Source organism: Flavobacterium sp. TMP13 (assembly GCF_050847115.1).
Classification (GTDB): Bacteria; Bacteroidota; Bacteroidia; order Flavobacteriales; family Flavobacteriaceae; genus Flavobacterium.
This window is the reverse complement of the sequence record NZ_CP193656.1, coordinates 733655-748308: the sequence shown is the minus strand read 5'-3', so window position 1 is coordinate 748308 and position 14654 is coordinate 733655. Positions and strand designations below refer to the sequence as shown.

The window sequence follows — 14654 nt, the reverse complement described above, 5'->3', positions numbered from 1 at the left end:
CAAAGCAATTATAACTCCTTAAGGTGGTTATTGCGGCGGGGCTCACCTCTTCCCTTCCCGAACAGAGTAGTTAAGCCCGCCTGCGCAGATGGTACTGCAGTTATGTGGGAGAGTATGTCGTCGCCTTTCTTTTTAAAACCCTAATTCTAACGAATTAGGGTTTTTTATTACAATATATAGATTGTATTACATTGGTACCTTAGCTCAGTTGGTAGAGCAATGGACTGAAAATCCATGTGTCCCTGGTTCGAACCCTGGAGGTACCACAAAAAACGCTCGGATGGTGAAATTGGTAGACACGCTGGACTTAAAATCCAGTGAACAGCAATGTTCGTGCGGGTTCAAGTCCCGCTCTGAGTACTAAAAACTTCAATTGGCTATGCCAGTTGAAGTTTTTTTTTATGATATAACTTTAAATGTAGCTGCCTATAGTTACTTCGTTATTTTAAGATTAAAATTTGATTGTATAGGCGAATCAAGATGATCATAACGAAAACGTGTGGAATATTTAAAAACATGGTACATTATTTAGTCTAAAAAATCAAATAACTTGTTTTGGATCAAAAGATTTCGCTGAAGCATTTAATGCCTCTGTTGTGAAAATAGTTTTTTATTATTTGATAGTTGTGCACTATGTAAATTGATTTAGAATGCTTATTATTCGGTGTGAGAACTTCTTTCAATATAAGAATACCGCTGTGTATTTAGGATAGCTTAATTACTGCTGTTCGTTTGTCTACGGCAGTCATAATCTCTATAGTTGCTTGCTGACATTAGTAGTGTAATCTTGTCGTAGAAGTGGGATGCTGCGTCTAATAAGAGTATTGACTTTGTTATAAATTAGAAAAAATCTATTTCAATTAAATTATATTTAAACAACACTTCGCATTAATGGATAATAATTCAAAGTTGACGTAGCGTTACTTTAAATATTTGCTGACTTTAAATTATGGTTTGAGTTAACCATGAACGGTTTCTTTTTTACCGTAGTTCGTAATTATTGATGTCTCAAAAACTATCCATTCTTTCCAGCGTTTGTCCACGTCTACCTTTTCGGTATATTTTCTGGCAAAGTTCAAAAATGTGCTGTAATGTCCTGCTTCGGAAATCATTAAATCGCGATAAAATTTTGCTAGTTCTTTATCCTCTATATTTTCAGATAATACTTTAAAACGTTCGCAACTTCTGGCTTCGATCATTGCGGAAAATAATAATCGATCGATTAAAGCATCATTTCTGCTGCCGTCTTTTTTCATGAATTTAAAAAGTTCATTCACATAATGGTCTTTATTTTCACGACCTAACTGAAGTCCTTTTTGTTTAATAATGTCATGAACCATTTGCAAATGCTCTAATTCTTCTCTTGCAATAACTAATAGTTCGGTAACGAGTTCTTCTTTTTCAGGATTTTGAGTGATCAAACTAATCGCATTGGAAGCTGCTTTTTGTTCACACCAAGCGTGGTCGGTCAATATTTCTTCAATATTCGATTCAACTATTGTTACCCATCTTGGGTCTGTCGCTAATTGCAGTCCTAACATTATTGTGGTGTTTTTGTGAGGTACAAAATTACTCTTTAATTGGTGAATTAAGAAGGATTATCTACAGATTACCATTAATTTAGCAGTGTTCTATAAAAAATGAAATAGGTATGTCAATTAAGAGTTTATTAATTATTGGATTTGTTTGGCCAGAGCCCAACTCTTCGGCGGCAGGGAGCAGAATGATGCAGCTAATTTCATTTTTTAAAAATAATAACTATACAATAACTTTCGCGTCGGCTGCGCAGGACAGTTCTTTTATGGTTAATTTAGAAAGCTTTGGTGTCGAAAAAAAATCGATTGAATTGAATAATGCAAGTTTTGATGACTTTGTAATAGCATTAAATCCAGATGTGGTGTTATTTGATCGTTTTATGATTGAAGAGCAATTTGGTTGGAGGGTGGCAGAGAATTGTCCTAAAGCTATTCGTTTATTAGATACCGAAGATTTGCATTGCTTGCGAACAAGCAGACAAAAAGCATTTAAAGAAAATAGAGACTTTCAGCTTTCTGATTTATTACAGGAGGAAGTTGCTAAACGTGAGATTGCTAGTATTTTGCGTTGTGATTTGTCTTTTATTATTTCAGAATATGAAGTGAAATTGCTGAAAGAAGTATTTAAAGTCGATACTACAATTCTACATTATCTACCGTTTATGTTGAATGAAATTTCTGAAATAGATTTGGAAGTACTTCCTTCTTTTGAAAGCCGGAACCATTTTCTTTTTATTGGAAACTTTTTGCATGAACCCAATTGGAATACGGTTCAGTATTTAAAGGAAGCTATTTGGCCTTTGATTCGTAAAGAGCTTCCAGATGCGAGTTTGAAAATTTATGGTGGATATGCTTCTCAAAAGGTTTTACAATTGCATAATGCAAAAGAGGGCTTTTTAATTTTAGGAAGAGCCGCTGAGGCCAATGAAGTAGTTCGTGACGCAAAAGTAGTTTTGGCTCCCATACGCTTTGGTGCAGGATTGAAGGGGAAATTAGTAGAAGCAATGCAAAATGGAACGCCTAGTGTTACTACTTCTATAGGCGCTGAGTCAATGAATGGTGATTTATTGTGGAATGGCTTTATTGAAGACAATGCTCTTGACATAGCTTTAAAAGCAATTGAATTGTATCAGAACAAAGAACTCTGGATTCAATCGCAGAAGAATGGAATTACTATTATTAAGGAACGATATGATTCAGTCGTTTTAGAATCAAGATTGAAAGTGGTTATTGAGAATTTAGTTCAGAATTTAGATGTACATCGACAACAGAACTTCTTGGGTAATTTATTGCAATTTCATACTTTAAGAAGTACCAAGTACATGTCGAAGTGGATTGAAGCAAAAAACAAGTAATTGTAAAAGCCGTTTTGAAAATTTCAAAACGGCTTTTAAATTTTATAAAAATAGAACTACGTTAAGCTAACATCGTAACTGGGTTTTCGATGTATTGTTTTAGTGTCTGTAAGAACTGTGCTCCAGTTGCTCCGTCAATTGTTCTGTGGTCACAGGCTAAGGATAACATCATTGTATTTCCAACGACAATTTGGCCGCTTTTAACTACTGGTTTTTCAACAATTGCACCTACAGATAAAATCGCAGAGTTTGGTTGATTGATAATTGAATTGAATTCAGTAATACCAAACATTCCAAGATTAGAAACTGTAAATGTACTTCCTTCCATTTCTTGAGGTCCTAGTTTTTTATTTTTAGCTCTTCCTGCTAAGTCACGCACATTTGCGCCAATTTGCGATAAACTCATTGCATCTGTAAATTTAAGTACAGGAACGACTAATCCATCTTCAACAGCAACAGCCACACCAATGTTCACATGGTGATTAATTGTAATAGCATCTGCAGACCATTGAGAGTTTATTTTTGGATGTTTTTTCAATGCTAAAGCACAAGCTTTAATTATCATATCGTTGAAAGATACTTTGGTATCTGGCATGCTATTGATAGTTGTTCTTGATTGCATTGCGTCATCCATAGTCACTTCGATTACTAGGTTGTAATGCGGAGCAGTGAATAAAGATTCAGCTAAACGTTTCGCGATGATTTTACGCATTTGCGAATTTTTAATTTCTTCGGTTACTACTTCACCAGCAGGAATAAATAATTTTGCAGGTGCAGCAGTTTCTGTTTTCGCAGGTAAAGCAGTTTCAGATGCAGTAGTAGCAGGTGTAAAGTTTTCGATATCGCTTTTTACAATACGTCCGTTTTCTCCCGAACCTTTCACTTGGCTCAATTGAATTCCTTTGTCAGAAGCAATTTTCTTTGCTAATGGCGAAGCCAAAATTCTTTTTCCGTCGGTCGAAGCGTCTTGCGTTGTAACAGTAACTGTTTCTTTGTCAAAATCAGCAGCTGGTTTTTCATCACTTTTTTGCTCAGCAGCAGGTGCAGCTTGACCAGGAGTATAACTCGTCAAACCTGAAACATCTGTTCCAGCGGGTCCTATAATAGCCAATAAACTATCAACAGGCGCCGTACTTCCTTCTTCAATTCCAATATATAATAGAGTTCCTTCATTGAAAGACTCAAATTCCATAGTAGCTTTGTCTGTTTCAATTTCTGCTAAGATATCACCTTCACTTACTTTGTCTCCAACTTTTTTTAACCATGTTGCAACAGTACCTTCGGTCATAGTGTCGCTCAAACGTGGCATTGTTACTACAATCACTCCTTCTGGCAATTCAGCAGCTTCTTTTGGAGCTTCTGATTTTGTTTCTGTTACTTCCTCTTTCTTTTCTTTAGAATTGTCGGCGGATTCACTTTCTACTTTTGGTTGTTCTACTGAAGTTCCTCCAGTTAGTAAAGCTGAAATGTCTTCACCTTCGTCACCAATAATAGCTAATAGAGAATCAACAAGAGCAGTTTCTCCTTCTTGAATTCCAATATGCAAAAGCGTTCCTTCGTTAAAAGATTCGAACTCCATTGTTGCTTTGTCCGTTTCAATTTCAGCTAAGATGTCACCTTCGCTTATTTTGTCACCTACTTTTTTAAGCCAAGTTGCTACCGTTCCTTCCGTCATAGTATCACTCAAGCGAGGCATTGTTACTTTAATTGCCATAATTTTTTATAATTTATGAGGTGTAAATGGATAGTCTTCTTGTTCGTAAACAACGTCGTATAATTGTTGAATTGGCGGATAATCTGATTCTTCAGCAAATTTTACGCATTCTTCAACTAAATCTTTTACGCGTTTTTCAATTGCTTCGATTTCTTCTTCACTTGCATAATTTTGATCTTTAATTACATCAAGAACTTGCGTAATAGGATCTATTTTTTTATACTCTTCTACCTCTTCTTTAGAACGATACAATTGTGCATCAGACATAGAGTGTCCTCTGTAGCGGTACGTTTTCATTTCTAGGAAAGTTGGTCCGTCGCCACGTCTTGCTCTGTCAATAGCTTCCGTCATTGCTTCAGCTACCTTCACAGGATTCATTCCGTCAACTGGTCCACAAGGCATTTCATATCCTAAACCTAATTTCCATATGTCAGTATGATTGGCACTTCTTTCAACAGAAGTTCCCATTGCATATCCATTATTTTCAACAATAAAAACTACAGGCAGTTTCCATAGCATTGCCATGTTAAAAGATTCGTGTAGTGATCCTTGACGCGCAGCTCCATCACCAAAATAAGTCATAGTTACACCGCCTGTTTCAAAATATTTGTCAGCAAAAGCAATTCCTGCTCCTACAGGTATTTGTGCACCTACAATTCCGTGTCCACCATAAAAACCGTGTTCTTTAGAAAAGATATGCATCGAGCCTCCCATTCCCTTTGAAGTTCCCGTCACTTTTCCTAAAAGTTCAGCCATTACTCTTCTTGGATCAACTCCCATACCGATTGGCTGTACATGATTTCTATAAGCAGTAATCATTTTGTCTTTAGTCAAATCCATTGCATGCAATGCTCCAGCTAAAACAGCTTCTTGACCATTATAAAGGTGTAAAAAACCTCTAACTTTTTGTTGAATATATAATGCCGCAAGTTTATCTTCAAACTTTCTCCAAAGGAGCATGTCTTCGTACCACTTTAAGTAGACTTCTTTTGTAACTTCTTTCATCTCAATTTTCTTTTGCTAAAGTTTTATTGTTTTTATCAATTTATAACTATCTCGCAAAATAGTTAGGATGTAAACAAATTTGCGAGGTGCAAAAATAAGACATTCCATCTTAGAAGTAAAATTTAATACGCAAATTTTGGAATTTTTACAAGAATTTTTTATCAAACATAAAAGGGAGTAAGTTTTTTAATGAGTCCGATTTATGAATGGCTCCTATTTCTCCCATGAAATAAATTTCAATTGGTGATTCTTGACGGATTTCATATTCTGCAATAGATTGTCTGCAAGATCCGCAAGGTGGAATTGGAGCAACGGTTTGATTCGTGTCTGAAGCTGCCGTGATTGCCATTTTTATTATTTTGGCATCAGGATAAATGGCACCTGCATGAAAAATAGCAACGCGTTCAGCACAGAGACCAGAAGGATAAGCAGCATTTTCTTGGTTCGATCCCAAAACAATTTTTCCATTGTCTAAAGCTATGGCTACACCAACTCTAAATTTCGAATAAGGTGCGTAAGCATTTTTGCGAACTTGAACCGCTTGATTCATTAAATCTTGAATGTCATTTGGTAATTCTCCAAGACCATCGAATACATTGAACTTTGTTGTTATTGTAATTTCTTTCATAATTATTGTAGGAAAAAAAATCCAAATTTCAATAGGTTGAAATTTGGATTTTGTATTGGATTATTTTTAACCACTAATATACTTCATATTTGTCACCAAAATTAAAAGTTAGTGAAAAACGTAAGGTATTCTCTAGTGGATTTTTGACGTTTGAAGCAGAGAATAAATAAGAGACGTCTACTTTTACGACATTATATTTGAAACCAGCTCCTAGAGAGAAAAATTTCCGAGCTCCTTTTTCGGGACTTTCATGAAAATATCCCAAACGCATCGCAAACGCATCTTGGTACACATATTCGGCTCCCGCACTGTAGGTTATTTCTTTGAACTCTTCTCCAAAGCCATCAGGCGCATCTCCAAATGATTTAAACATTCCCGAAAACCAACCTGTTGCTCGGTAATTGTCGTTATTCTGAATTCGTTCTTCATTTGTTATTGTTCCATCATTATTTAAATCTGGAGTTTGAGGAGTTGGAACCATTAATTTACTAACTTCTAAAGTAAGTGCTAATTTATTATACTCATCAAATATTAGATCAAATCCACCTCCAAGTCTAAGGTTAGTGGGTAAAAAATTGGCATTTAGATCGTCGTTGTCGTAATTGATTTTTGGTCCAATGTTTTGAATGTTAAACCCCGCTCTCCAACGACCGTTAAAATCGCTGTATGCAATTTCTTCAGATTGATAAAAACCCGAAATGTCTACTCCAAATGAACTTGCTGCAGAAGCATCAGTATCTGTAGAAGCAATTTTTAAATCGGAGCGAATATACCGTCCTGCAACTGCCATCGAGAATTTCTCACTCAGTTTTAAAGCATAAGATCCGTCAAGCGCAAATTCATTCGGACTTACCACTGGAAATTGTTCGTTCGGGTCTCCCGTTTGTCGCAGTTCAATATCTCCCAAACCAAAATAACGAAAACTACCAGCAAAGGCACTTCGCTCGTTTATTTTATTGTAATATGTAATTTGACCAAGCGAAATATCATTTGCGAGATCAGTTAGATACGGAGTATAACTAATAGATAGTCCTTGCTGTTCTACTGCAAAGGCATATTTTGAAGGATTCCACTGTTGTGAAAAAGCATCTGCAGAGGTGGCAACTCCTTGGTCTGCCATACCTGCAGCTCTAGCATCTGCAGCCACAAGCAGAAACGGGACAGCAGTTGTAATTTGCCTGTCCTGTGCTTTGGAGTAGTTTATTAAAAATAAACAAGTGATTAAAAATGAAATTTTTTTCATTAGGTTGTAAAAAATTAAGGGACAAATGTACTATTTTATTAAAGGATTACAAGTTTTTCGATCTTGTGTGCTTTCTGATTTGTTAGGGTAGACTTTACGGTTAGCTTATAAATATACACTCCTTTTCCGACTTTATCTCCAAAATCATCTCGTCCATTCCAAGTAAGATCTCTAGATAAAAAACCATCGGTAGTAACGATCTGATTTTTTGTCCATATAACTTTACCTGTTATCGTCATAATTTGAACTTGTACTTCTAAGGGTTCGTAAGGTCTGTTGTGCGTAAACCAAAACTCGGTATAATTGACGAAAGGATTCGGATAATTTAAAACATTTTTCAACGTAATTCCTTCGTCGCTTGTTACAATAAATTGTATTTCGGTGGTAACAGGATTATTATAGACATCCCACGCTGTGACCGCAATAGTATGTAAACCAGCTGCTAAATTTCTTAATGGAAATCGAAGCGTTCCGTTGGTAAAGTCATCTAATTTAGTTTGATAATAATCGTTTAAAATATAAGGATTACTGCTGTCGCCATCTAAAACAGCTACAATATCATGTCCGATTCCGCTTGCAGTATTAATACCATTTTCATCTTCTAGGTTCGCGATCAGAAACGGAGATTCATTTGTAATTCCACCCGAAACAAAAGTTTCGTCATTCATATATAACTGCACTTTCGGACTAATATTGTCTTGAGGCGCATTTTCGTTGATGCCTCCAACTTTAATTTGGGTGTTAAAACCAGTTTTATTTTCAAGTTTTTCTTTCTTTTGGCTGTAAAAACTAATTTTTCCATTTCCAACAGGTATTCGTATGTCCCGTGGAACTACAAAACTAAATTCAAATTGTCCGTCGTTGACTGATGCATTTCCTCTAAAAATAGTTTCACCCATTTGCGTAAAACTCATAGCAGGGCTGTATCCATCATTATTAAGTGTGGTTGCTGTAATGTTTTTATCAAAAATTGCGGTTGCTAGTTCTCCGTTGTAATTGGATAGTAAATTGTCATTCTCATCTGTAATTATTCCGGTTATTTTAATTTTTGAAAGGGATTTTAAATCTTCAAAAATGCCCGTTATTGCAACGTCATTAATTTTCATTAAACTAATTTTAGGTTTAGGAATTGCCAATCGTATAGCAGGATCACCAAGGCAAACGATAACATTACTAGAAGAACTTGGATTGCTGTTTTTGGACATTCGTAAAACTTCGGCAATCGAAGTATATTGATTGGAGTTGTAAGACAGTAAATTTTGTATTAATAAGTCATTAAAGTTTTCTGCGCTGTATTGACCAATGGATCTGATAGTCGTTAACATGGCAATTGCGCCTCCTTTCGGATTCCAATAGGTATATTCTCCCGCTGTTGGGTGTGTTGGATCGTCGAAACGAGAAAACTCGCAGGTGATGGTGATAAAGAGTGGATACTTGAATTGATTTTTTAAATTTTGTCCATCTGATTTTTCCCAAATGCGTTCACTAGCCAATCCGTCTTCGCCACCATGCCCTAGATAATTAAAAACCAAAGCGCCTTTTTCAAAAGCATTAAATAAATCGGTTCTTGCTTTGGGATATCGCGATCCACCTGCAGAAGCTTCTTGGGAGTAAGAATCTGTGAAAATTTTATCAACATTAAAAAATGGTTTTTCAGTAGTGATTTTATCTGCCAATTGGTTTTGCCTGCTTTGCAGAGATGCATCAGAACTTTTATCAGAATCATCACTTATTAAAACAAAATTGTTCCGCCAAATTCCTTGCGATTTCTGATCGTGGTATTCAATAACTTTATTCACCATTTCGTCTGCTTGCTGAGTTGTGTTTACCAGCATTCTTCCTACAGCAATATCTATTCCTCCAAAAAACGACGTAATGTTGCCTTCGTTCTCATCCATCAAGCCATAAAAGTCATCGGAAGCAAAGGACGATTCGCCTGTACTATTGCTGAATTTAGAATGAAAGATAGGGACAATATTACCATTGTTATTAATTCGATCTTTGTAATCAAAAGAAGCGTCGCCAAATAAGTTGACATACTTAATGCGTTTGTCTACTGAAGATGCATTTTGATAAATGTATTTAATACAATTTCTGATGGCTGCAATATCTTGTTTACCTGACGAAAATTCTTGGTAAATAGCTTCAGTTGTCAGTACTTTTACATTTAAGTCAGCGTTTATTCGATGAAAATTAGCTAATTTTTCGGCTTGATTAGCCAAGAATCTTGGCGTTATTATAACGTAATCGATATCTTGAAAATCAGCAGTTGCACTCTTAAAAACAGTTCCTTTTATATTTTGGTTGGCGATTCTAGATTTTGATTCTTTAATTGGAGTGTAGTAATCGCGATTGTCGACTGCAAGGTATTTTCGTGATTCGCCTAGATTTGCTTTAAAATCTATATCAGTTTGGCCTAAGTTGTCGATTTTTGAGATATAATAAATATCAGAAATGTCCCAAACTTGATTTATGTTTTGTGCGTTAGTAATGGAATAATTAACTATTCCGCTAGTGGTTAGCGCTAAGTCGTATTGAAATAGAAATTGTTTGCCATAGCCAACTAGTTTTCGTTTGGCTACAACATTTATTTGATCGAGATATCCTTTTGATCCTGGAACACCATTATTGTTATAACTAATTTTTATGGCAGTGTTCTCTGTCCCTGTAAAAGTAGTATTGGATGGAAGTTGATTCGTAGAAAATTTTGTCTCTGAATCTGCAGATAATGACTGAAAATTTAAAGTTCCGATAGGTTGGTTATTGGAAGTAATTTTAAATGAAGTTGGACTAAAAGCAGCGGCAGCTGCTACCACATTAATTTTTATGGGAACCGTAGTTTCAAGATTTGGAAAATTAAATTGAAATTCTTGTTCGTTTTTAATTTCGAACGACTCACCAAACCATTGCCTGCCAACGTGCGCGATATTAATAAGGTCTAATTCGTGGTTCTGATGGTCGTCAAAAGTATTTAGATTGATCGTTGCATTGCCGTAAGGCTGCTGAAGCTTAGCCATTCGTTTGCCAATGCCACCTTGCGTGGTTATATAATAATAGGATTTAGTATCGTATAAGTTACTATTAGTATTGCTTTCGGTATTGTATTGGTCGACTCCTTCTCCGTAAAATAAAATGTAATCTTCATTATCAAATTTGCCGTCTTCTTCTCCTATAATAGTAATAGCATTTTCGGTTAAGTCATCAGGGTAATAAATGGCATTAGATAAAGGCAACATTCTTCCACCATTTCCAAACAATTGAATTTGCTTAGGATTTATTTTGTTTACATCAAAACCAATTTCTTGCAAAAATGATTTACTGATTTTGTATACGCCTGATTTTTCGATGTAAAAACGATACCAACTTCCCGAAGCTAGAACAGAGTTTTTAACGCCGTTCGTTTTTAGCGTACTTGGTGTTTTTAAAGTTGACTTATTGTTTGTCTGGGCAATTATAGCATAGTTGAAGGATGTAATTTTTTGAAAGCTACTTCCGGACTTGATAATAGGGTTTAAAGTTAAGAACGCAGACGTAATTTCTTGAGCTTTACTTACAATTAAAAGTTCGTCCAGCGATTCTGAAATGTTTTCGACAGATAATTCGCCTAATTCTGACTCACTAATTGCGGTGTAAATTACGTTACTAAGAATTATTTTAGAATTTTGGTTGTAATTGCCTTCTTCTAACTTTAAGGTGTAGTTGAGTTTTCGCTGATTGGCATCAAAACCAAAGGAGTGGTCAGTAAAATTAGGGATTATAAACGCCTCACTTCCGAAGAACATCTCCTTTTTAGTCTTCCAATCCAATGAAATAGTAGTATTAGTTTGACTAAAAAGAGCGAAAGGAATTATGATAAAAAGTGTTAAAATATTTTTTCTCATAATAATAGGAAACGGAAATTTTAAATTTAAAATATATCGAGTAAAAATATGGTTTTTAGGTCAATTGTTATAATAAAAACTATATTTTTGCGTTTTATAACGAGTGTTGTTATTTCGATTAAAATCCAAGTAAATAAAAAAAATATGATTGATGTTGCTAATTAATTGTTAATTATTATATTGCAACACCTAAATTATTACCTACTAAAGAGTATGAAAGCAAACAAAATTATGGCATTAAAGTTAATGTTGTCTATGACATTAATCTTAGGAATGACTAGCTGTAGTAAGAAATCCAGTTCGAACAATTCTTCAAGAGCGACAGGATGGAATGTGAATGACATTAATGGATCTGCACAAAATGTAGCAAACAAAAAGCAACAAGCAGGACCAGGACTAGTATTTGTAGAAGGAGGGACTTTTACGATGGGTAAAGTTCAGGATGACGTAATGCATGACTGGAATAATACTGCAACACAACAACACGTACAATCCTTTTACATGGATGAAACTGAGGTAACCAACATGATGTATTTAGAATACTTAGAGTGGTTAAAGAAAGTTTTTCCTCCAACAGAAGAAAATTACAAACATATATATGCAGGAGCATCTCCTGATACTTTGGTTTGGAGAAACCGTTTAGGATATAACGAAACCATGACTAATAACTATTTGAGACACCCCGCTTATGCAAACTACCCAGTAGTTGGTGTAAACTGGATTCAAGCAGTTGAATTTAGTAAATGGAGAACAGACCGCGTAAATGAGGCAGTTTTAGAGAAAAATGGTTTCTTGAAAAAAGATGCTAAGACTTTAGACGTTACTGCAGAAAGTTCATTTAGTACTGATACTTATCTTAACGCACCGACATTAACATACGGTGGAAACGAAGAGATTGTTCTTAAAGGTGGAAAGGGCGCTAAAAAGCAACCAAAAGCTGGAAAAGATGGTGTTGCGCCAGAGGCTAAAAATGTATATGCACAACGTTCATCTGGAATCATTTTGCCAGAATATCGTTTGCCAACAGAAGCAGAATGGGAATACGCTGCTGCGGCTGATGTAGGACAAAGAGAATACAATATATACAAGGGACAAAAGAAATATCCTTGGGCTGGTAATTATACTCGTTCGTCAAAAAGAAAAAATAGAGGGGATCAATTGGCGAATTTCAAACAAGGAAATGGAGATTACGGTGGTATAGCTGGATGGTCTGATGACGGTGCAGATATTACTAATGAGGTTAAAAAATATCCAGCAAATGATTTCGGTTTATATGATATGGCTGGAAACGTTGCAGAATGGGTTGCCGATGTATATCGTCCTATTGTTGATAACGAAGCCAATGACTTTAACTATTTTAGAGGTAACCTTTACACAAAAAATAAAATTGGAAAAGATGGTAAAGTAGAAATTGTTACTTCAAGTACAATAAAGTATGATACTTTAAGTAATGGAAAAGTAATGGCTAGAAACTTACCAGGTCAAATTGTTGAAGTTCCAGTTGATGAGCAAGAAACGTACTTGAGACAAAACTTCTCGAAAAGTGACAACATCAACTATAGAGATGGAGACAAACAATCATCAAGATATTATGATTTTGGCAGTTCTGAAAGTAACGAGCTAAAAAAGGGAGAAGGCATGTACAACTCACCTGAGCACAATGTTACTACAGACAGTTTGGGTAATATGGTTAGAAAATACGATAAGTCTAGTAAAAGAACAACTTTGATAAACGACCAAGTTAGAGTCTTTAAAGGAGGTTCTTGGAGAGATAGAGCGTATTGGTTAGATCCAGCACAAAGAAGATATTTTCCACAAGACATGGCAACAGATTACATCGGATTTAGATGTGCAATGTCCAGAGTAGGTCCTAAAACGGAAAAAAGAAAGTCACCTAGAAATTAATATTTTATTCCATACCAAAAGCCCTTTATTAGGGCTTTTGTTTTATAAGAGCATTTTATGAAATTAGATTCTTTACATCAATTATTTTTAAGCGTAGATTCGCTTTCTACCGATACCCGCAAAATAACATCGAATTCGATGTTTTTTGCAATTAAAGGAGACAATTTTGACGCCAATACTTTTGCTGCAGAGGCTTTAGCGAAAGGCGCATCGTATGTCGTAATTGATAATTCGGATTACTTTATAGATCAACGCACTATCTTGGTAGAAGACAGTTTAAAGACACTTCAAGAGCTGTCTAGATTTCATAGAAAGTATTTGAATATCCCGATTGTTGCTTTAACGGGAAGTAATGGCAAGACGACTACTAAAGAATTAATTCAGGTCGTATTATCTAAGAAATACAATACAAAAGCAACTAGTGGAAATTTAAACAATCATATCGGAGTTCCTTTAACGTTATTGTCGTTTAATACTTCTACTGAAATCGGTATTGTAGAAATGGGCGCCAATCATCAAAAAGAAATTGAATTTTTATGTGACAATGCTCAGCCTGACTTTGGCTACATTACCAATTTTGGCAAAGCACACCTTGAAGGTTTTGGCGGAATTGAAGGCGTTATAAAAGGGAAAAGTGAAATGTATACTTTTCTGAAAAGTAACGATAAAATTGCTTTTATCAATTTGAATGATGCGATACAGAATGAGAAATCTAAAGGTATAGAATCGTTTACTTTTGGGTTAAATGCAGATCAAGCTAATGTGAAAATTGATGGAGTTGTTGCAAATCCTTTTGTACGAGTTTCGTATGACAATCTTCAAATACAGTCGCATTTGATTGGAATATATAACGCTAATAATATAAGCGCTGCAATTGCTATTGGAGTCTACTTTGGTGTAGAAAATAACGATATTAAAGAAGCTTTAGAAAGTTATATTCCTGATAACAATCGTTCGCAACTGCTTCACGTTGACACAAATCAAATTATTTTAGATGCCTACAATGCCAATCCGAGTAGTATGGCTGTTGCTATTACTAATTTTGAGCAGCTAGATTTTCAGAATAAAATAATGATATTAGGGGATATGTTTGAATTAGGAAACGAGAGTAGGGCAGAACATTTTAAATTAGTAGAGGAAGTACAAAAGGGAAAAAAAGCAACTTGTTACTTTGTCGGAAAAGCGTTTTATGAGCATCGTTTTGATTCTGATCAAATTTCATTCTTTGAGACTTTCGATTCTTTTTCGGAATTCATAAAAAGTATTACAATTTCCAATCGTACTATACTTATAAAAGGATCGCGCGGAATGGCTTTAGAACGTACATTGGACTTACTCTAAAATAACGCTCTTTGCAAATTTTAATCATAAATTACGGTAGTAGTTTC

The 14654-nt window shown here is 35.2% G+C and carries 9 protein-coding genes, 2 tRNA genes and 1 rRNA gene; 6 read left to right on the top strand and 6 right to left on the bottom strand.

Translation table 11 applies throughout. From position 1 onward, the window contains the following. The first annotated feature begins 19 nt into the window (after positions 1-19). The 3 genes from rrf (at position 20) to ACRASX_RS03275 (ending at position 360) form a co-directional block, all read left to right on the top strand. Positions 20-129: ribosomal RNA gene (gene rrf / locus ACRASX_RS03285) — 5S ribosomal RNA — on the top strand. A 64-nt stretch (positions 130-193) separates the two neighbouring features. Continuing rightward, positions 194-266: transfer RNA gene (locus ACRASX_RS03280), tRNA-Phe, on the top strand. Between the two features lie 8 nt (positions 267-274). Beyond that, positions 275-360, top strand: a tRNA-Leu gene (locus ACRASX_RS03275). A gap of 599 nt (positions 361-959) precedes the next feature. Here ACRASX_RS03275 and ACRASX_RS03270 read toward each other — a convergent pair. After that, positions 960-1541, bottom strand: a complete 582-nt coding sequence (locus ACRASX_RS03270) for a tRNA-(ms[2]io[6]A)-hydroxylase (RefSeq protein WP_066311081.1) — start codon at positions 1539-1541, stop codon at positions 960-962. A 110-nt stretch (positions 1542-1651) separates the two neighbouring features. Here ACRASX_RS03270 and ACRASX_RS03265 point away from each other — a divergent pair, with 110 nt between their 5' ends. Next, on the top strand, positions 1652-2890 hold the full coding sequence (locus ACRASX_RS03265; protein WP_432222403.1) for a glycosyltransferase: 1239 nt from the start codon (positions 1652-1654) through the stop codon (positions 2888-2890). A 61-nt stretch (positions 2891-2951) separates the two neighbouring features. Here the strand turns inward: ACRASX_RS03265 and ACRASX_RS03260 are convergent, their stop codons facing one another. From ACRASX_RS03260 to porU, 5 genes are all read right to left on the bottom strand, one after another. Further along, positions 2952-4604 (bottom strand): 2-oxo acid dehydrogenase subunit E2, encoded by a 1653-nt coding sequence (locus ACRASX_RS03260; protein WP_432222402.1) that lies wholly within the window; start codon positions 4602-4604, stop codon positions 2952-2954. Between the two features lie 6 nt (positions 4605-4610). Then, entirely contained in the window at positions 4611-5609 is a 999-nt protein-coding gene (pdhA, locus tag ACRASX_RS03255; protein WP_066311075.1) for a pyruvate dehydrogenase (acetyl-transferring) E1 component subunit alpha, read from the bottom strand. Positions 5610-5754: 145 nt separating this feature from the next. Continuing rightward, complete coding sequence (locus tag ACRASX_RS03250) at positions 5755-6237, bottom strand: cytidine deaminase (RefSeq protein ID WP_066311072.1); 483 nt, start codon at positions 6235-6237, stop codon at positions 5755-5757. A 73-nt stretch (positions 6238-6310) separates the two neighbouring features. Then, positions 6311-7480 carry a type IX secretion system outer membrane channel protein PorV gene (gene porV, locus ACRASX_RS03245; RefSeq protein ID WP_432222401.1) on the bottom strand — a complete coding sequence of 390 codons (1170 nt, stop codon included), beginning with the start codon at positions 7478-7480 and terminating at the stop codon, positions 6311-6313. A gap of 38 nt (positions 7481-7518) precedes the next feature. Continuing rightward, positions 7519-11361, bottom strand: coding sequence for a type IX secretion system sortase PorU (gene porU, locus ACRASX_RS03240; RefSeq protein WP_432222400.1), 3843 nt, complete (start codon positions 11359-11361; stop codon positions 7519-7521). 213 nt (positions 11362-11574) lie between these two features. On the opposite strand from porU, the gene gldJ reads away from it, so the two are divergent. Both gldJ and ACRASX_RS03230 read left to right on the top strand, forming a co-directional pair. Beyond that, positions 11575-13266 (top strand): gliding motility lipoprotein GldJ, encoded by a 1692-nt coding sequence (gene gldJ, locus ACRASX_RS03235; protein WP_066311067.1) that lies wholly within the window; start codon positions 11575-11577, stop codon positions 13264-13266. A 57-nt stretch (positions 13267-13323) separates the two neighbouring features. Next, complete coding sequence (locus ACRASX_RS03230; RefSeq protein WP_432222399.1) at positions 13324-14607, top strand: UDP-N-acetylmuramoyl-tripeptide--D-alanyl-D-alanine ligase; 1284 nt, start codon at positions 13324-13326, stop codon at positions 14605-14607. Positions 14608-14654 lie beyond the last annotated feature (47 nt).